Raw genomic sequence first — 20,728 nt, forward strand, 5'->3', positions numbered from 1 at the left:
GAGCGCTCGTTCCGGGAAATCGAGCTGCTGAGCGCGGCGGAGCGGCAGCAGTTGGTGGAGTGGAACGACACCGGAAGGCCCCGACCGGCGGCGCAGAGCCTGCACCAGGCGTTCAGCGCCCAGGCGCAGCGGACGCCGGAGGCGGTGGCCCTGGTGGTCGGCCAGGAGCGCTGGACCTACCAGCGGCTGGAGGAGGAGTCGAACCGTCTGGCGTCGGGCCTGGTGTCGCTGGGGTTGAGGCCGGAGGAAACGGTGGCGGTGTGCCTGCATCGGACGGCCCAGCTGCCGCTGGCGCTGCTGTCGGTGCTCAAGGCTGGTGGCGCCTACGTGCCGGTGGACCCGGCGTATCCTCAGGAGCGCCGCCGCTTCATGCTCGAAGACTCCGGCTCCCGGCTGGCGATCACCGAGGGCGACCTGCTCGACGATCTGCTGGACGCCGGTGAGGACGGGGCAGCTGGACAGCGCACGCTGGTGCGCTTGGACCAGCCTTTGGACCGGTCTTTGGATCGGCAATGGCCGGCTTCGGAGGGCGCCTCGGCGGCTTGGGAGCCGGTGGCCGGACAGCAGGTAGCAGAGCAGCTGGCCTACGTGATCTACACCTCGGGCTCGACGGGTCGTCCGAAGGGCGTCGCCATCGAGCATCGCAGCGCGCTGGCGCTGCTCGAGTGGTCGCGGGAGCACTACGGTGCAGAGGATCTATCGGCGGTGATGGCTGCGACGTCGGTGTGCTTCGACCTGTCGATCTTCGAGCTCTTCGTTCCGCTGACCCGGGGCGGCACGGTGGTGCTGGCGAAGGATGCGCTGGCGCTGCGGGAGGTCTCCGAGGGACTGGATTCAGGCGTCCGTCTGGTCAACACGGTGCCCTCGGCGCTGGCGGAGCTGGTGCGGGGCGAAGGCCTGCCGGCGTCGGTGCGGACGGTGAATCTGGCAGGCGAGGCGCTGTCTCGGGAGCTGGTGGACTCGATCTACCGCTCGTCGCAGGTGCAGCGGGTCTTCAACCTCTACGGTCCGTCGGAGGACACGACCTATTCGACCTGGAACCTGGTGCCGCGGGATTCGCAGGAGGCTCCGACCATCGGCGGGCCGCTTGGCGGCACGGTGGCCTACGTGGCAGACCGCTTCGGTCGTCAGGTGCCGACGGGCGTTGCGGGAGAGCTGTTGTTGGGCGGCGCGGGTCTGGCCCGGGGTTATCTGGGCCGGCCGGCGCTGACAGCGGAGAAGTGGATTCCGGATGGCTTGAGCGAAGGTGAGGGCCTGCGCGAGGGCGGACGGCTGTATCGCACCGGGGACCTGGTGCGCCGCCGGCCGGACGGCGAGCTGGAGTTCCTGGGCCGCATCGACCACCAGGTCAAGGTGCGCGGCTTCCGCATCGAGCTCGGCGAGGTCGAGGCGGTGGCGGCTTCCCAGGAGGGCGTCGGCGAGGTGGTGGTTACCGCTCGTGCGACAGAGAGCGCGGGTCTCCAGCTGGTGGCGTATGCGACTCCCGCCGAAGGAGTGGAGGATCCGCAGGACCTCGCCGAAACGATTCGCAACGCGGTGAGCGAACGACTGCCGGCCTACATGGTTCCAAGCCACGTGGTGATGCTGGAACAAATGCCCCTCACCCCCAACGGTAAGGTCGATCGTCGCCGGCTGCCGGCACCGGATGGCTCGGTCGCAGCGGCCGACCAATACCTGGCGCCGCGTACCGAGGTCGAGCGTTTGCTGGTCAAGCTGTGGGAACGGATGTTGGACGTGTCACCCATCAGCATCCGCGCCAACTTCTTCGCCTTGGGCGGCCATTCGCTGCTCGGCGTCCGTTTGCTCAACAACATCGAGCAGACGACGGGCAAGCGTCTGCCCGTCGCGGCCCTGTTCAAGAATCCGACCATCGAAGCCCTGGCGGCACTGATCAGCGGAGAGTCGGAGGAAGGTCTGTATGCCTCGTTGGTGCCGATCCGGCCGGAGGGCGAGGGCAAGCCCATGTACTGGGTCCATCCGGTCAGCGGCACGGTCTTCTTCTACCGCAACCTGGTCGAGCATCTCGACGACCAGAGGCCGCACTTCGGCATCCAATCTCAGGGTCTCGACGGCGGCATCGCACCGTTCAACCGCATCGAGGATATGGCGGCTCACTACGTCAGCGAGATCATCGAGCACCAGCCGGAGGGGCCCTACCATGTCGGCGGTTGGTCCTTCGGCGGCACCCTCGCCTACGAAGTGGCTAGCCAGCTGCGGCGTCTGGGCAAGGAAGTGGCTCCGGTGGTGTTGCTCGACAGCAAGGTGCCGAGCGCCTTCGATCGTCTCGGCGCCAGGGATGAAGAGAATCTCCTCGACGCCTTTGCCCTCAACTTCGGTCTGCAGGTGGACATCGAGCTACCGGAAGAAGAGTTCTCCCAGCTCAGCCTCAACGACCGGCTCGCGTACATCTTGGAACGGGCCCAGGACTCCGGTCAGTTCCCGCCGGAGGTCAAAGTCAAGCAGCTGCGGCGCTTCTTCGAGATCTTCAAGATCAACTTCCAGGCCTTGCCGGCTTACGAGCCCGGTCCCTACGACGGCGATCTGATCCTGCTCAAGGCCAGCGAGGCCTTGCCGCCGCCGGAGGAGAGCAGCGATGACGGCCCCTGGGAGCGCTTGGTGCGGGGCATTCAGGCTCGGGTGGCGATCTTGCGTGCCCGTTACTGGGATCGCTGGGTGCCCAACGATCTCGGCTGGAAGAAGGCTTCCGGAACGCGGGTTCGAGTAGAGCGCGTGCCAGGACACCACTTCGACATGCTCGGTCCGAACCACATTGCGGAGCTTGGCAAGATTTTGACGTCAGTACTCTCTGAGTTCGATGACGTTCAACCCAAAAGGAGTGATCTGAAATGAAGTTATTCCACGTCATCAAAGCCTATTCACGGCGCGGCATCTTCGCCGCGGTCGTGATCTCGGGCGTGGTGAGCGGCCTATTGAGTACTGGCCTCCTCTTCCTGATTAACGAATATCTCTACGGGGAAGCATTCCTCTCCGGTGGCAAGCTTGTGCTGGCGTTCTTCGTCATGCTGCCGCTGGTCATGGTGGCCCGCTACATCGCTTCCTATACCTTGACATTGCTCGGTCAGCGGGCCACCTACGAGCTGCGGGTGGACTTGACCGACCGAATCCTCACCGCTCCCTTGCGCCGGCTCGAAGAACAGGGGCCGGCAAAGCTGATGGTGGCGCTGACCGAGGACATCGAGAGCGTCACCGACGCCCTGGCCAACATGCCCCAGTTCTTCATCAACGCGGCGGTGGTGGTGGGCTGTCTGGCCTATATGGGATGGCTTTCCTGGCCGGTGCTGTTGGCGGTTCTCGTATTCATTCTCGTCGGCGTGATCAGCTATCAGATTCCCTTGATGGCGGGTATCCGCGTCCAGGAGCTGGCCCGTGAGGTGGAGGACGAGCTATTCGACTGCTTTCGGGGCTCGACCCAGGGCACCAAGGAGCTCAAGATGCGCCGTAGCCGGCGTCTGGCCTTCATGGACATGGTGCGCAAGATCGCCGGCAGGCAGCGAAGCCTGGAAATCAAGGCGTCGAAGATCTTCATCGCCGCGGGTACCTGGGGCAATGCGATCTTCTTCCTGCTCCTGGGAACGGTTCTCTTCTTCCTGCCGCTGTGGATCGACGGCCTCGATCGCAAGGTCTTGGGCAGCTACACCCTGGTCCTGTTCTACATGCTGACGCCGTTGCAGATGGTGCTCAACGATCTGCCCGGTCTGACCAACGCCGACGTCTCGGTGCGCAAGATCGAGGGGTTGGGAATCTCCCTGACGTCCGGGGTCAGCGAAGCGGAGGGCACGAGCACGGCCAAGCCCGAATGGAATCGATTGGCCGCACGCAACATCGCCCACACCTATCGCCACGACAGTGCTGACGAAGAATTCTCCCTCGGTCCTATGAACCTCGAATTTCAGCCCGGGGAACTGGTCTTCATCGTCGGCGGCAACGGCAGCGGCAAGACCACCTTGGCGAAGGTGCTGATGGGACTCTATCCCCCGGAAGAGGGCGAGCTGTTTCTCGACGGGGAGGCCATCGACGACAGCAACCGCAGCGACTATCGAGAGCAATTCGCCGCGGTCTTCTCGGATTTCTTCCTGTTTGAGACTCTGCTGGGGCTCGAGAGCCCAGATCTCGACGAGAACGCCCGCGAGTACCTCAAGGATTTGCACCTCAAGCACAAGGTGCGGATCGAGAACGGGCGCCTCTCGACCTTGGATCTGTCTCAGGGGCAGCGCAAGCGCCTAGCTCTGCTGACCGCCTACCTGGAGGACTCGCCTATCTTCCTCTTCGACGAGTGGGCGGCGGATCAGGATCCGGAATTCAAGAAAGTCTTCTACCATCACCTGCTACCGGAGCTGAAGCGGCGCGGGAAGCTGGTCCTCGCCATCAGTCACGACGATGCCTACTACCACATGGGCGATCGCATCATCAAACTGGACTACGGCCAGCTGGTCTACGACAAGCCGGTCGACGAGACGGAGTACTACCGCGAAGCGGTCTGACCAGCGAGCTGGAATCACCAAGTTAGAAAGGTCCGAAGGATGAAATTTGAAAAAGCTCTGCTCGAAGAGTGGATGCGTTATTACTACTTCGAAACCGATTACGACATCGGGAGCAGCGGCGTGGAGAACTACTCCATGACCGACCTCTATGAGCATACCGAGCTCACCCGTGACCAGCTCGACGGGATCCTCTTCCACGACAGCATGACCTTGGGTGGCGACAATGCCCGGGAGGCGGTGGCGAGGCGTTTCGCCGGCGGTGACGTGAGCAAGACCATGGTCACCCACGGCTCCACCGAGGCCAACTTCCTGATCATGAGCGCCCTGGTGGAGGAGGGGGACGAGGTTCTGGTCCTCGATCCCTTCTACCAGCAGCTGTACTCGGTGGCGCAGACCATGGGAGCCCGGCTCAAGCGGTGGAATATGAAGTGGGAGAACGGCTTCCGGCCGCAGATGGCGGATCTGGACGACCTGCTCACTCCGGACACCAAGATGGTGGTGGTGAACTTCCCCCACAATCCCACCGGTGCCACCCTCACCGCCGACGAGCAGGCGGAGCTCATCGAGCGCTGTCGTCAGGCCGATGCCTACCTGGTCTGGGACGGCGCCTTCACCGAGCTGGTCTACGACACCGAGCCGCTGCCGGAGCCACCGCTGGTCTACGACAAGGCTCTGTCCATGGGTACCTTCTCCAAGGCCTACGGGCTGCCCGGGCTGCGGGTGGGTTGGTGCGTCGCCGACCCGAAGATCCTGGAGCGCTTCGTGCGTCTGCGGGATTACACCCTCCTGCACCTGTCACCGTTGGTGGAGCTGATCTTCGAGAAAGCCCTGGATGCCGGAGAGGTCCTGGTGGGCAAGCGTCTGGAGCAGGCACGCCACAACCGAGCGCTGCTGGGCCGCTGGATCGACGAACATTCGGAGTTCGTCGAGTGGGTAGTTCCCGCCGGTGGCGTTTGCGGCTTCCCTCGCTTCAAGGGCGGTCTGGACGTGGAGGCTTTTTGCCACCGGCTGGCCCAGGAGCACCGCACGCTGCTGGTGCCGGGCAATTGCTTCGGTTTCCCGGAACACGCCCGTCTGGGCTTCGGCTGCAGCACCGCCGAGTTGGAGAAGGGCCTGGCGGCAGCATCCAGTCTGCTGCGTAGCGCCCCGGTGAGCGACGGCTAGATCGGAGCTCCTAGCCGGAAAGGCGAGGTCAGCGGACTCTCCTCAGCGGTGCCGCACCCTGTGAAAGGTGGTTCCGGAGAAGCTCCGGTGACGAGCTTTGCCATTTCCCCGGGGGCTGTCCCGATTCCCCGTGCGCGGGCACTCCTCTAGTTGGTGACCTAATCGCTCGTTTGGTTTGTTGGTTGCGCCAAAGATTTCACTGAAGGCTGGAGGCAGGCCGCACCACGTGCTCCCGTGCCGGAAGATCGGTTGATCTATCAGCTTCAGCGAGTTTTTGGTGGCGAGGAGTGCCCCTCGCCGAAACTCCCTTTATGGCTGCCCCACCCACCCAGCACGTCGAGGATGTCTATCCCCTCTCACCGCTCCAGGAGGCGATGCTCTTCGAAGAGCTGGTGGCTCCCCATGAGCCGCTCTATACCGTCCAGCTGCAGTGTCGGCTGGACGGCCTTCTGAATCTCGGGTGGTTCGCACGGGCCTGGCGCCACGTCCTGAGGCGTCACCCGGTTCTGCGCACCGCCTTCGCCTGGCGCAGGATGAAGCATCCCCTCCAGGTGGTGGGGCGGCAGGCGAGGTTGCCTCTGCGGGTGGAAGATTGGAGCGGTGTTGCCCAGACCGAAGCGCGGCGGCGGCTCCCGTCTCTGCTGGCGGCGGACCGCCGCCGGGGCTTCGATCTCAGCCGAGCCCCGCTGCTGCGCCTGACGGTGCTCAGACTGTCGCCTCAGCGCCATTTCTTCGTCTGGACTCTGCATCATCTGATCCTCGACGGCTGGTCCTACCCGCTGGTGCTGCGAGAGGTCTTTGCCGCTTATGAGGCCTTGCGGCAGCACCTCGATCCCCGGTTGCCCTCTCCGCCTCCCCCTTTTCGGCACTATGTTCAGTGGATTCAAGGGCAGGATACCGCCGCACCGGAGCGCTTCTGGCGCAGCTGTCTGGAAGGGCTGAGGGAGCCGACGCCGTGGCCCCTGGAGCCGGAACGGCCTAGCGGCCCCGGCGGCGAGCAGTGGGGGCAAGAGCGTCGGCGCCTGGCACCCTCGACGGCGCGGCGTCTCCAGCGCCTCGCGGAGGACGCCGGGGTGACCCTGGCGACGCTGATGGAAGGGGCCTTTGGTCTTCTCTTGGGGCGCTATGGGCGCTGCCGGGACGTGGTCTTCGGCACCATCGGGGCGGGCCGCTCCGGCGACCTCGCCGGATTGCCGGAGATGATCGGGCTCTTTGTCAGCACGCTGCCGGTGCGCGCCCGCTGGGGCTCTCGGACTCCTCTAGGGTCGTGGTTGAAGCAGCTCCAGGCTCAGCGGGTCGAGGCTCGGCACCATGAGCACGTTCCCCTACGGCAGATCCGCCAGTGGAGCGGAGTACCGGGTTCGCGACGACTCTTCGACGGAGTTCTGTCCTTCCAAGGGGAGACCCTCTCCCAAGGTCTGGGGCCTCCTCCCGAGGGGTTGGCGGTGGAGGTCTTGGGCATGGAGGAGAAGCCCGGCTTCACCCTCGTACTGGTGGTGCTGGCTGCGGGGGATTTCCTCGAGCTGGAAGCCCAATACGACGCCCGGCGAGCGGGTTGCGTGCAAATCCTCCGTCTGCTGCGGCATTTCAGCACCTTGCTCGAGGGCATGACCCGTGGCGTCCATCAGGCGCTGGAGGAGCTGCCGCTCTTGACCTCGGGGGAGGCGCATCAGCTGCTGGTGGAGTGGCAGGAGCCACCGGTATCCATGGGGCTGGCATCGATGCAGTCGGTTCCCGCTTTGTTGGCGGCAGCGGCGGAGAAGGCCCCGCAAGCTCCGGCGCTCATCGCCGCTGGTGAGCGGATGAGCCATGGGCTGCTCCGGAGCAGGAGCCGGCGCCTGGGAAAGGCGTTGCGAAGCCTGGGCTCGGAAGGGGAGGTTCCGGTCGCGGTGCTGGCGCCGCGCGCGCCGTCTCTGGTCTTAGCCTTGGTGGCGGTGATGGAGGCGCGGGCCCCGTTCCTGCCCTTGGATCCCTCGGCGCCGCCGGCGCGCTGGCGGGAAATCCTCGAGGATGCCGGTTGCCGGCTGCTGCTGGTGGCCCCGGAGCTGGTGGAGCGCGGACATAGCGAGCTCTCGGCGGTGGTGCGGGTGGTGGAGCTGTCCGAGGCTTCCGAGGCCCTCGAGGAAGCGCCGGAAGATCTATCCCCCAGGTCTTCCCCGCGGTTCACTGCATCCTCCCTGTCGCGGTCGCCGCAGAGCTCGGCCTACGTCTTCTACACCTCTGGCTCCACCGGCAAGCCCAAGGGGGTGATCATTCCCCACGGTGCCTTCGCCGCCTATGTCACGCAGATGGTCCGGCGCCTGGCTCTGGGACCCGGCCAGCGCATGCTGCAGTTTGCCTCGCCGGCGTTCGACGTGATGGTGGAAGAGGTCTTCCCAGCCCTCGCCGCCGGCGCGGCGGTGGTGTTGCCGGGAGAAGATCTACTGGGCTCACCGGGGGCGCTGATCTCCGTGCTGGCCGAGTATGGCGTGACCGGGCTCGAGCTGCCGGCACCATTTTGGCGGGAGTGGTTGCACAGCCTCGACGAGGAAGCTCCCCTGCCGGCCTCGGTGCGCTGGGTTCTGGTCGGCTGCGAAGCACCTCGCCCAGCGGAAATCGATCGGTGGCGGCGTACCGGCCGTCCCCTGGTCCACGTCTTCGGGCTTACCGAGACCACGGTCACCAGCGCCCTGCGGCCAGTGGGGGCGGACGAGGTCGCCGGTTCCATGCCGGTTCCCTTGCCCCTCGGGCGGCCGCTGGACGGAGTCCGGGCCCTGGTGCTCGACGGTGCCGGCCGCCCGACGCCCCTGGGGCTGGCCGGAGAGCTGTACCTGGGCGGTCGCGGTCTCGGTCGCGGGTATTTGCGTCGGCCGGCTCTCACGGCGGCGCGTTTTCTCCCCGATCCCTTTTCCCCGGATCCCGGAGCGCGGCTCTATCGGACCGGGGACCGGGTGCGCTGGTTGGGGAGCGGCGAGCTGCAATTCCTTGGCCGATTGGACCAACAGCTGAAGATCCGGGGCTACCGCATCGAGCCGGGAGAGGTGGAGGCCGCTCTCGCCGCGCTTCCGGGGGTGAGGGAAGTGGCGGTGGGGGCGGTGCAGGGGGCTAGCGCCGGAGATCTTCAGCTGGTCGCGTATCTGGTGGTCGACGACGGCCGGGCCCGGGGCGGCTCGCAGTGGACTTCCGAAGCCCTGACGCCGGCCCTACGGCGGCGGCTGCCGGAGCATCTGGTACCGGCGCGTTTCGTTTTCCTCGCCGCCCTGCCCCGCACTCCCCAGGGCAAGATCGACCGCTCGTCCCTGTCGTCCTTGATTTCCACCGCCGCGCCGGGACGGGGCGAGCTGGACGGCGAGGCGGAGCGCACCCTGGCCCGGGTTTGGGAAGCAGGGCTGGGGGTGGAAGGGGTCGGTCCGGAGGACAGCTTCTTCGAGCTCGGAGGCGATTCCATCCTCGCCATCCGCATCGCCTCCCGGTGCCAGAAACACGGTCTGCAGGTTCAGCCCGGCGACCTCTTCCGCCATCCGACGGTGCGGCGTCTGGCCGCGGCGCTGGCGGCGGCGCCAGGGGGGCGGGAGGAGGACGCGGCAGCACCGGCCGCGGCATCCCCGGGACCGGTGCCTCTGACGCCGATGCAACGCTGGTTCCTGGACTCCGATCCACCCCATCCCGAGCATTGGACGCTGCCGCTGTTGCTGGGTCGGGGTGCCGCCGGGGCGACTCCTACGGAGGGCTTCTGGCTCGATCCGGAGCGGTTGGAAGGCGCCCTCGCCCGGCTCCCGCGGCGCCACGATGCGCTGCGGCTGCGCTTCCTCCGTACCGCCGCCGGCCGCTGGCGCCAGGTCTGCGCCGGCCCTGAAGAAGGGACCCTGCCGTTGGCCACGGTGGATCTCGGCGCTCTCCCTGCTGCCGCCCGCTCCCCGGCCCTCAGCGCGGTGGCGGCGGCGGCCCAGCGCAGCCTGGACCTGCAAAAGGGCCCGGTGATGCGGGCGTTGCTCTTCGTTGGCCCGGGGGTTTGCCGGCTGCTCGTGGTAGCCCACCACTTGGTGGTGGATACGGTCTCGTGGCGCATCCTGATGGAGGAGCTGCTGACGGCCTACGACGATCCCCAGGTCTCGTTACCGCCCATTACGACCCCCTTCAGCACCTGGGCCCGGCGGCTCGCGGCGGCGGATGGCGAGGATCTGCAGCAGCAGCGGGATTTCTGGCTTCGCTCACTGGTGGCGGCGCCGGAGGTGCCGCGGCTCGCGTCCCTAGAGGCTGTGGACGACCTCGCCGGGGAGGCGGAAACCGTGACCCAGCAGCTGCCGGCGTGGACAGCCCGGGAGCTGGTGCAGGCGGCCTCGACGACCTACGGGATGAACATCCAGGAGCTGCTCGTGGCGGCGTTGGGGGAGGCGCTGGGGGAGATCACCGGGGTCCGGCTGGCGCTGCTGGACCTGGAGGCTCACGGGCGGCAGGAGGAGCTGCTGGAGGGAGCCGATCTCTCTCGCTCTATCGGCTGGTTTACCTGTCTGTATCCCGTGCTTTTGGACTTGCGACGGGAGCGGGACGCCCGGGGGGTCTTGACCGCGGTCAAAGAAACCCTGCGGAGCGTGCCCGATGGCGGCGTGGCCTATGGATGGCTGACCGCCGGTGGTCCGGCCAGTGGCGGGGCCGGGGACGGTGCGGGGGAGGATCGAGGCGAGCTGCGGCGGGTGCGGCCGGAGATCCTCTTCCACTATGCCGGTCGCTTCGACGTCGGTGAGGATGGACGGGGATTGGAGCTGGCGACGGAAGCGGTAGGCGCCACCGAATCGCCGCTGCTCCGGCGTCAACACGCCTTGGAGATCAACGCCGGGATCGGCGCCGAGGGATTGGAAGTGACGTGGACCTTTGGGCCAGCCCGGCTGCGGCGGGACGCGGTCGAATCCCTGGCGCTGCGCTTCGGTTGCTGCCTGGAAGCACTGGTGACCCATTGCCGAGACGCCGAGGCTGCCACGCTGACTCCGTCCGACCTTCCTTTGGTGCGGGTCTCGCGGCAATGGCTCGACGAGCAGCAAGAACGGGTGCGCGCCGCTGGCAGCCTTCTGCGGGACGTCTATCCGCTGACGCCCATGCAGCAGGCGATGCTGGTGGAGACCCTGCGTCACGAAGATCGGGGCACCTACGTCGGTCAGCTCCTCTGCCGACTCCACGGCGATCTGCGGCTCTCAGCCCTCGAGGAAGCCTGGCGCGGTCTGGTGGCGCGCCACGATGGCCTGCGCACCAGTTTCCGATGGCGAGGTCTCGACGAACCGCTGCAATTGGTCCTGGATTCGGCGCCACCGGCTTTCGAGACCGGGGATTGGAGACGGCGGGACGAGGGGTTCCGGCAAGGCTGGCTGGAGCGGGACCGGCGTCGCGGCTTTCCGCTCGAAGAAGCGCCCATGACGAGGCTGCTGGTGGTGCGCAGTGGGGAGACGGAGCACCTTCTGGTGTGGAGTTTCCATCAGCTCGTGCTCGACGGCTGGAGCCTGCCGGTCTTGCTCCAGGAGCTGGCGCTGCTCTACCGCGACGCGGTGCTGGGGGCCGAGCCGACGCTCCCACCGGCGCCGCGCTTTCGTGACTATGTCGCCTGGCAGCGAGCTCAGGACCAGGAAGCGGCGGAGGCCTTCTGGCGAAAGTCCCTGGAAGGGTTCCCGGGACCGACACCTCTGCCCTGGGATCGTAGGGAAACCGGTGAGCCATGCCACCGCGAGGTGTCGATGCGTTTGTCGGTGCCGGCGACGGCAGCGTTGGGGCGCTCCTCCCGTCGCCGTCAGCTGACCCTCGCTACCCTGGTGCAGGCAGCCTGGGGCCTGCTGCTGGGCCGCTACGGCGGTATCAGCGACGTGGTCTTCGGGGTGACCGTCTCGGGCCGGCCGGCGGAGCTGCCCCGGGTCGAGTCCATGGTCGGTCTGCTGATCAACAATCTGCCGCTGCGCCTCGAGCTGCCGGCATCGGCGGAGGTGCTGCCGTGGCTGCAGGAGGCGCAGCGGCGCCTGGAACAGATCCGCGGCTTTCAAGCCACGCCCCTCGCCGCGATCCAACGCTGGTGCCCGGAATCCGCCCTACCCGCTGGAGAAGCCCTCTTCGACTCCTTCGTCGCGGTGCAGAATCAGCCTCCGGCAACCCCCGACGACAGCGCCGACGCGGGATTGGGAGTGGAGGTGCTGGGCACCGAGGAACGGTCCGACTTCGGCCTGGTGCTCACCGCAAACCCGGGAGAACGGCTCCACCTCGAGCTCGAATACGACGCCCAACGGCTCGACGACAGCTCCGCCCGCCGGCTGCTGGAGCATCTGGAGGTGCTGCTGAGGGAGCTCTCGACCGCCCCGTCGCAAAAGCCCCTCGGCGAGCTTTCCCTGCTCACGGCGGCGCAGCGGCATCAATTGCTATGGGAATGGTCCGCTGCTCCGTCGGTGTCGAAAGAGATGGCGAGAGAGCCGGTGGCGCCGTTCCCGGAGCTGTTGCGACGAACCGTGGAGCAGAGCCCGACGGCCCCGGCGTTGGTGGCGGAGTCGGAAGAGCTCTCCTACCGCCGGCTGTGGCACCGTAGCGGCGAGCTGGCGATGCTGTTGAGGGCAACGCTGGAAGGGGCCGGACCGGAGCCTCTGGTGGTTCTGGCGGCGGCCCCGTCGCCCTCGCTGGTGGTGGCCATGGTCGCCATCTTGCGCGCCGGTGGCGTCTTCCTGCCGGTGAATCCGAAGCAGGGAGCGGAGCGGCTGGTGGATCTGTTGCAACGCTCCGGTGCGCGGTTGCTGATGGCAGAGGGGGCGGTGCTGGCGTCGCTTCCGGAGGCGGTGAAAGCGGCGGTGCCAGGGATGCTCCCCTGCGACACCGTGGGCCCTTCGTCCCCAGGAGCTCCGGGCCGGCCCGAGCAGATCCCCGACCCACGGCAGCTGGCCTACGCTTTCTTCACCTCCGGTTCCAGCGGCCGGCCCAAAGCGGTGGCGGTGAGCCACGGAAGGCTCTCCGCCTACTCGGTGGAAATGGCTCAGCGGCTGGAGTTGGGAGCCGGAGATCGGGTGCTCCAATTCGCCGCTCCCAGCTTCGACGTGGTGATCGAGGAGGTCTTCCCGGCACTGGTGGCGGGGGCGGCGGTGGTGGTGCCCTCGAGGGAGCTGCTGGGGGCGCCGGACCAGCTGGAGGAAGCGATGGTGCGTCACCGGGTGACGGTGGCGGAGCTGCCTTCGCGGTATTGGCGCGAATGGGTGCGGGAGCTGGAGCGGCGGCGGGCGCGACCGCCATCGAGCCTGTCGCGGGTTCTCTTGGGCTGCGACGTGCCCTCGCCAAAGGCCATCGCCACCTGGCGATCCAAACTGGGCGGCTCCGAGAATCCGGAGACGCCCGAGAGTCTGGAGGTTTTGGCGCCGGAGCTGATCCACGTCTTCGGGCTGACGGAGACCATCGTCACCAACACCGTGCACCGCATCACCGAGGACGACGGCCGGGGTCTGCGTCCGGTGCCCGCGGGGCGCCCGGTGGCGGGCACACGGCTCCTGCTCTTGGATCCTCGGGGCGCTCCCGTACCGGCCGGCAGTCCGGGAGAAATCTATCTCGGCGGCGAGAATCTGGCCCGGGGCTACCTGGGAGAGCCGCGGCGAACCGCTGGCCGCTTCGTGCCCGACCCGTGGAGCTGGAAACCCGGCGCGCGGCTGTACCGAACCGGGGACCTGGCCCGTCAGCGTTTCGACGGCGCGGTGGAGTTTCTCGGGCGGCTGGATCGCCAGCTGAAGATTCGGGGTCACCGGGTCGAGCCCGGCGAGGTGGAAGCGGCGCTGGAGGAGCTACCGGCGGTGACGGAAGCGGCGGTGACGGCGGTGGACGGAGCGGATTCGGGGCCGCGGCTAGCGGCCTATGCCGTACCCACGGAGGGGATGGAGACGAGTCCCGAGGAGCTGCGCCGAGAGCTGGCGCTACGGTTACCCGGTCATCTCCTCCCGCCGTTCCTCATCCTCCTGCCTGCGTTGCCCCTGACCGTCCACGGCAAGGTGGACTATCGCGCCCTACCGGCCCCGCAGATGGAGACGGCGGCGCCCGAAGAGGCTCCTCGGCCGGGAGCGGAGGCGACGGTGGCGGCGGTGTGGTGCGAGGTATTGGGGCTTCGGTCCGTCGGCCGCTTCGACGATTTCTTCGCTCTCGGCGGCGATTCGATCCTGGCTCTCCAGATCGTTTCCCGGCTCCATGGCCGGGGGCTGGCGCTGACCCCGCCGCAGGTCTTCGAGCATCCGACGGTGGCGGGGCTGGCCGCCGCCGCTGGGGAAGCAACAGAGGAGCTCCCGCGGGCGGCGCAGGAGGATTCGGGGCCGGCGGCGGGCCCTGCACCCCTGCTGCCGGTTCAGCGCTGGTTCTTGGAGGCTGGGTTAGAGCATCGGGAGCACGCCAACCTGGCGGTTCTCTTGCGCCCCCGCCGACCGCTCGGACTACGGGAGTTGGCGCGGGCTCTGGCCCTCTTGGTGCGCCGGCACGACGCCCTGAGATTGTTCTTCGAAAGATCGTCCGCGGTCTCGGCGCAGGCCTCCGGAGTCGGCTTCGAGACACGGCCGGATTGGCGCCAGGAAGTTCAGCTGCCGGCGGCGACTCCCGCAACGCCCTGGGCGCAGGTGGATCTGCGCGCCCTGGGGGCGGGTTGGAAAGAGGGGTTGGAGCGTACGGCGGAGCGGGTCCAGGCCAGTTTCCGTCTCGATGAGCCGCCGCTGCTGCGGGCCATGCTCTTTCGGGTGCCGGAGGCGGCGGGAGGCCAGAGGCTCTTGCTGGTGGCTCACCATCTGGTGCTGGACAACGTTTCCTGGCAGGTGCTGGGGCGGGACCTGGAACTGAGCCTGGAGGCCCCGGCGGAGCTCCATCGGGAGCGGAGCACCGCTCCCGGACCTTCGTTTCTGCAGTGGAGCCGAGGGCTGGAGGAGCACGCCACGGCGGGCGGCTTCGACGCCGAGATCCCTTTCTGGCAGGAGCGCCTGGATCGGGCCCGGGAGGCGCTCCGAATCGAACCGGACTTTCCTCACGGCAGCCGCGCCCTGGCGCTCCAGCGGGAAGTCTCCGCGGGCTTGTCGGTGGCGGAGACCGCCCGGTTGGAGGAGCGGCTGCGGCCGCTGCGCGCGCGCTTGGAGGAGGTGGCCCTGGCGGCGGTGGTGGCGGGGCTACGCTCCCATGCCCGGCCCGCTGCCGCTACCAGCGCCACCAGTGCCAGTGCCAGTGCCAGTGCCAGTGCCAGTGCCGGCGTGGCTTGGATGGAGGTGGAGGGCCACGGTCGCGGCAATCCCGTGGAGGGCTTGCTGCCGGCGAGCACCGTCGGCTGGCTGACCACACTTTACCCTCTCGTGGTGGAGCCTGGGGAGGCCGCAGATGAACCGGCTCTGGTGGCGGCCGTCAAGGCAGCCCTACGGTCCATTCCCGGCGGCAGTCTCGGTGGCAGTCTGGGCTGGGGCTGGTTGTTGTATCGCGGTCCCGCGGAGCTGCGCCGGTGCTGGCGACAGCTGCCGACGCCGCCGGTGCTCTTCAACCATCAGGGCAGGGTCACCCGAGGGGCCGAAGCCGGCGGCGGGGAGCCGGGGAAGGGTGTCGGGGGATTGCTGACGGTGGCCGACGAGGCGGTGGGTGCCTCTGCCGGTCCGGAAGCGCTCCAGACCCACGAGTTGGTGGTGGAGTCGGAGGTTCGGGACGGCCGGCTGACCCTCTCCTGGAGCTACAGCGGAGGGCGCTTCCGGGCCGAGACGGTGACCGCCATGGCGCAGGCGGCAGCGGAGGCTCTGCGTTCGCTGATTCGTCCCCAGACCGATGTCGCCGGAGCCTGGATCCCCGCCGACTTCCCCCTCGCGCAGGTCTCTCGGGCCTGGTTGCGTCAGACTCAGGAAAAGTTGAGGCAGTCGGGGCAGGAGCTGCAGGATCTCTACCGCCTGACGCCGCTCCAGCAGGCCATGCTGGTGGAGACGGTGCGTTATAGCCAGCGGGGCACCTACGTGGGCCAGCTCATCTGCCGGCTTCACGGCGACCTGCGGGTGCCCCGCCTGCGCAATGCCTGGCAACGGTTGGTGCAGCGCCATCCGGCTTTGCGCAAGAGTTTTCGCTGGGAGGACCTGGCTGAGCCTTTGCAGCTGGTACAGGATTCGGTGAAAGCGCCGCTGGAGTGGGTGAATTGGCGCCGGGATCCGGAGACCGAGAAGCGGCGCTGGCTGGATCGGGACCGTCGGCGTGGCTTCGATCTGCGCCAGCCGCCCCTCGCCCGGCTGCTGGTGGCCGAGGTTGCGGACCAGGAGCACCTGCTGGTGTGGAGCTTCCACCAGGTGCTCCTGGACGGCTGGAGTCTGCCGCTGCTGCTCGACGAGTTGACCGCCCTCTACGCCGACGAAGTGGCTGGCCGGCGGCGTTCCCTACCGCCGGTAAGGCCGTTTCGGGAGTACGTGGCCTGGCTCGAGCGGCAGGATCTCACCGCTGCGGAGCGCTTTTGGCGCTCCCATCTGGAGAATCTATCGGGCCCCACGCCGCTGCCCCGGGATCGGCGGGCGGCGGCCGAGAAGCACGTGCCGCGGGAGAGGCACCGCACCCTGCCCCGGGCCTCGACCCTAGCCCTCGACGCTTTCGTGCGCTCCCGCGGTCTGACCCTGGCGGCGCTGATCCAGGGCGCCTGGGGCTTGCTCTTGGGGCGCTACGCCGGGGTCGAGGACGTGGTTCTGGGGGTCATCGTCTCCGGCCGTCCCGCGGATCTACCCGGGGTCGAGACGATGATCGGTCTGCTGATCAACAATCTCCCCCTCCGACTGCCGGTGGCTGCTTCGACTCCCGTCGCCCGCTGGTTGCCGGAGGTGCAGCGGCGCCTGGGCGAGGTCCAGCGGTTTCAGCACACTCCACTGATTCAGGTCCAGCGTTGGAGCGCCGCCGAGGGCCTGGCCCCTGGGGAGACGCTCTTTCATTCCTTCGTGGCGGTGCAGAACTATCCCCAGGAGGCTTCCGAGGAGGGCGCCGGTTCCGGGCTGAGGATGGAGATCGAGGACGCCGAGGAACGGTCGACCTTCGCCCTCGCCCTGTCCGCGGAGCCCGGGGACCGGCTGCTGCTAGGGCTCGAATACGACCAGAGCCAGATCGACGAGAGCACCGCTGGGCGGCTCCTCGAGCATTTCGAGCGTTTGCTCCTGGCCCTCGCCGAAGAGGGCCGAGACGCGGGACGGCGTCTCGGCGAGCTCTCTCTGCTGACCTCGGCGCAGAGGCATCAGCTGCTGTGGGAGTGGTCCGCGAGCCCCGAGACGGGGGAGGACCCGCTGCCGCTGCCGGAGCTGGTGCGGCGCCGGGCGGAGGCGGATCCGGCGGCGCCGGCGTTGGTGTCGGCGTCGAAGGAACTGTCCTACGGCGAGCTGTGGCGACAGAGTGGCGAGCTGGCGGCTCGGTTGCAATGCCAAGGGTTCCAGCGAGCCGCGGCGGACCCGGCGATGGGGGAGCCGGCGATGGGGGAGCCGGTGGTGGCCTTGACGGCCCTGCGCTCGGCGTCGCTGGTGGTGTCCTTGGTGGCGGTGATGCGCGCCGGCGGTGTCTTTCTGCCGCTGGATCCGGATCAGGGAGTCGAGCGGCTGGTGAGTCTGCTGAAACGGTCCGGAGCAGGATTGTTGATGGGGCAGCAGGAAGTTCTGGACGGGTTGCCGGCGGAGGTGCGGGCCGCGGTGCCGGCGGTGCTGAGCCTCGACGAGCCGGCGTCCCCGCAGACGCTTCCCAGGGCCACCGACACCCTGCCGCACCGGCAGCAGCTGGCCTACACCTTCTACACCTCCGGTTCCAGTGGCCGGCCCAAGGCGGTGGCGGTGAGCCACGGCAGCCTGTCCGCCTACGCCGTCGAGATGGCGCAGCGGTTGGCATTGAAGCCCGGGGATCGGGTGCTCCAATTCGCTGCGCCGAGCTTCGACGTCCTCATCGAGGAGGTCTTTCCGGCGCTGGTAGCGGGAGCCGCGGTGGTGGTGCCGTCGATGGAGTTGTTGGGGGCGGTGGATGAGCTGGAGCAGGTGATCCGGGAGCACGGGGTGACCGTGGCGGAGCTGCCGTCGCGGTTCTGGCGCGAGTGGGTGCGGGAGCTCGAGCGCCGGGATGCGAACCCTCCTCCGAGCTTGTCGCGGCTCTTGTTGGGATGCGACGTGCCCTCGGCGCCAGCCATCGCCAGCTGGCGATCTGACGGGCAGCGACCGGAGCTGATCCACGTCTTCGGCCTCACCGAGACCACCGTCACCAACACCCTGCACCGGGTCGAGGATGCCGATGGCGGCGGTCAGCGGGCGGTACCGGTAGGACGCCCCATCGCAGGTTCGCGCCTGTTGCTGCTGGATCGCGAAGGGCATCCCGTTCCCATGGGCTGCCCGGGGGAGATCTACCTCGGCGGTGGGGCGTTGGCCCGCGGTTATCTGGGAGAACCCCGGCGCACCGCCGGCCGTTTTGTCCCCGATGCCTGGGGCGGAGAGCCGGGTGCTCGGCTGTACCGCACCGGGGACCGTGGGCGGCAGCGCTTCGACGGGGCGGTGGAATTCCTCGGTCGGTTGGATCGGCAGGTGAAGATCCGCGGTCATCGGGTAGAGCCCGGAGAGGTGGAGGCGGCCCTCGTCGCCCTGCCGGAGGTGCAGGCGGCGGCGGTGACCGTTCACCGGGTCGGCGGAGAGGACGCCGGGCCCCGCTTGGCGGCGTTCGTGGTGCCCGCAGCCCGGCCGGCGCCCACTCCCCGAGAGCTGCGATTGGTGCTGATGGAGCACCTGCCGCTCTATCTCGTGCCCCATTTCTTCACCGTACTCGACGAGCTGCCCTTGACCGCCAACGGCAAGGTGGACCGCGCCCAGCTGCGTCCGGACTTCGGGGCCGGGATCACCGCCGGGGCGTCGCCAGCACCGTCGAATCAGCGCGAGGAGCTCATCGCCGAGGTCTGGCGGAAGGTTCTGGGGCTCGAGGTGGTGGGAGTGGAGGACAACTTCTTCGAGGTCGGCGGCGACTCCCTGCTCATCCTGCGCTTGTCCAGCGCCCTCTCCGAAGCCTTGGGCGAGGAGGTGCCGGTGGTGGATCTCTTCACCTATCCGACGGTGCTCAGCCAGGCGCAGCATTTGGCGGTGGCAGCGGCGGAGCAGGAGCCGGCGCAGCGCCAGCAGCTGGTGAGTCGGGTGCGGGGACGTTCGGAGGGATTGCGCAATTTGCAGGAACGCCGTCGCCGGGCCCAGCGCCGGGCCGCCGGTGACGAAGATTCCAGAGACGCCGCGACGCGGCTCGCCGGTCAGGAGAGTTGAGATGAACGAGCACCGAGCCCCTACCGAGGTCACCGACCTGCCCACCGCCATCGCCATCGTCGGCATGGCGGGGCGCTTCCCGCTGGCGCCGACCCTAGATCATCTTTGGCGAATCCTGGTCGAAGGGAAGGAGGCGGTGACCTTCTTCTCCCGGGAGGAGCTCCTGGAACAGGGAATTCCGCAGGAGGTTCTGGACCTGCCCAACTACGTTCCCGCGGCGGCCCCGGTAGAGCAGGTGGAGCACTTCGACGCCGCCTTCTTCGGGTTTACTCCCAACGAGGCGATGGTGATGGATCCCCAGCAGCGGCTGTTCCTGGAGTGCGCTTGGGAGGCGGCGGAGCACGCCGGCTGCCTGGGCCGGCACTCCGACCTGCGGGTGGGGGTCTTTGCCGGCAGCAGCTCGAGCTCCTATCGGGAATACTTCCTGGCCGCCGCCGGCGCGGTGGCCCGGCGCATCGGCGAGATGCAGGCGGGGTTGCTCAACGACCGGGACATGCTGCCCACGCAGATTTCCTACCGGCTGGGACTGACTGGAATCAGCAGCCTGGTGCAATGCGGTTGCTCCACCTCGATGTTGGCGGTTCACATGGCCTGCCAGAGCGTGCTGTCGGGTGAGTGCGACGTGGCCCTGGCAGGTGGGGTGAGCATTCCCATTCCCCAGGTTGCGGGCTACGTGTGGGAAGAAGGAAGCGTCTCGTCGCCGGACGGCCACACCCGCTCCTTCGACGCCCGGGCCGAAGGCGCCCAGGGTGGCTCCGGGGTGGGTGTGGTGGCGCTTCGGCGGCTGCAGGATGCGCTGGACTCCGGCGATCACATTCACGCCGTGATCCGGGCCACGGCGGCGAACAACGACGGCGGTCACCGCATCGGCTTTACCGCTCCCAGCGTCGAGGGCCAGCGGCGGGTGATCGCCGAGAGTCTGGCCTTGGCGGAAGTGGACGCGGAGACCATCGGCTACGTGGAAGCCCACGGTAGCGCCACCCCCCTCGGCGACCCGATCGAGATCGCCGCCCTTACCCGGGCCTTCCGCTCCTACACCGACCGGCGGGGTTTTTGTGCCGTAGGCTCCGTCAAGAGCAATGTCGGTCATCTGGACGAGGCCGCCGGCATCGCCGGGCTGATCAAGGCGACGATGGCGGTGGAGCACGGCATCGTGCCACCGAGCCTCAACTTCAGCGAGCCGAATCCGAAGATCGATTTCGCCGCCAGCCCGTTTTACGTTAACACCGAAACCAGCCCCTGGCCTCGGCAGGAGGGGCCCCGGCGGGCTGGGGTTAGCTCTTTCGGCCTGGGTGGTACCAACATCCACGCGGTGCTCGAAGAGGCTCCTCGGAGACCCTCCGATCCCTCCCGGCGGAGCGCTCACATCTTGCCCCTGTCGGCGAAGACCGCCGAGGCCCTGCGAGCCGCCGAGCAGCGCCTGGCGGAGCATCTGGGGGATCACCCCGACCTGCCGGTAGCGGACGTCGCCTTCACCCTTCAGACCGGTCGCCGGGAGCTGCCCCATCGGTCCTACGTGGTGGCCGCGTCCGCCGCCGAAGCCGTCGAGAAGCTCACCGCCGGGGATGCCCGCCGGGGCACCGAGGCGGTTGCGGGAACGTCGCTGCGGATCAGCTTCCTGTTCCCCGGCGTGGGCGATCACCATCCCGCCATGGCTCGCCGGCTGTATCGCCAAGAACCGGTCTTCCAACGCTGTCTTGACCGCTGTGCCGAAGCCTTGAAAGAGACCTTGGGAGTCGATCTGCGGGATCTGCTGCTCGCCCCGGCGGCCGACGAGCCTGGGGAGAGCTCCGGCGGTGAACCGGATCTGCGAGCCTTGTTGAGTCGCCCCACCCGCCC

General features: G+C 68.1%; 5 protein-coding genes. All 5 read left to right on the forward strand.

Features of this window, described 5'->3' with window-relative positions:
• Positions 1 to 2,850: amino acid adenylation domain-containing protein (locus SX243_17040; protein ID MDY7094679.1), on the forward strand; the 2,850-nt coding region annotated here is incomplete at its 5' end.
• Positions 2,847 to 4,502, forward strand: coding sequence for a cyclic peptide export ABC transporter (locus SX243_17045; protein ID MDY7094680.1), 1,656 nt, complete (start codon positions 2,847 to 2,849; stop codon positions 4,500 to 4,502). The genes SX243_17040 and SX243_17045, both read left to right, overlap by 4 nt.
• Before the next feature lie 39 nt (positions 4,503 to 4,541).
• A complete protein-coding gene (gene vioD, locus SX243_17050; protein MDY7094681.1) occupies positions 4,542 to 5,666 on the forward strand; it encodes a capreomycidine synthase in 1,125 nt (374 codons plus the stop codon).
• Between the two features lie 311 nt (positions 5,667 to 5,977).
• A complete protein-coding gene (locus SX243_17055) occupies positions 5,978 to 18,889 on the forward strand; it encodes an amino acid adenylation domain-containing protein (protein MDY7094682.1) in 12,912 nt (4,303 codons plus the stop codon).
• A gap of 1 nt (position 18,890) precedes the next feature.
• Positions 18,891 to 20,728: type I polyketide synthase (locus tag SX243_17060; protein MDY7094683.1), on the forward strand; the 1,838-nt coding region annotated here is incomplete at its 3' end.

The sequence above is a fragment of the Acidobacteriota bacterium genome, from assembly GCA_034211275.1.
GTDB lineage: Bacteria > Acidobacteriota > Thermoanaerobaculia > Multivoradales > JAHZIX01 > JAGQSE01.

Bases quoted from the DNA above. Each gene is read 5' to 3' on its own strand.
- SX243_17045 (MDY7094680.1), top strand. From the start codon at position 2,847: ATGAAGTTATTCCACGTCATCAAAGCCTATTCACGGCGCGGCATCTTC.
- vioD (MDY7094681.1), top strand. From the start codon at position 4,542: ATGAAATTTGAAAAAGCTCTGCTCGAAGAGTGGATGCGTTATTACTAC.
- SX243_17055 (MDY7094682.1), top strand. From the start codon at position 5,978: ATGGCTGCCCCACCCACCCAGCACGTCGAGGATGTCTATCCCCTCTCA.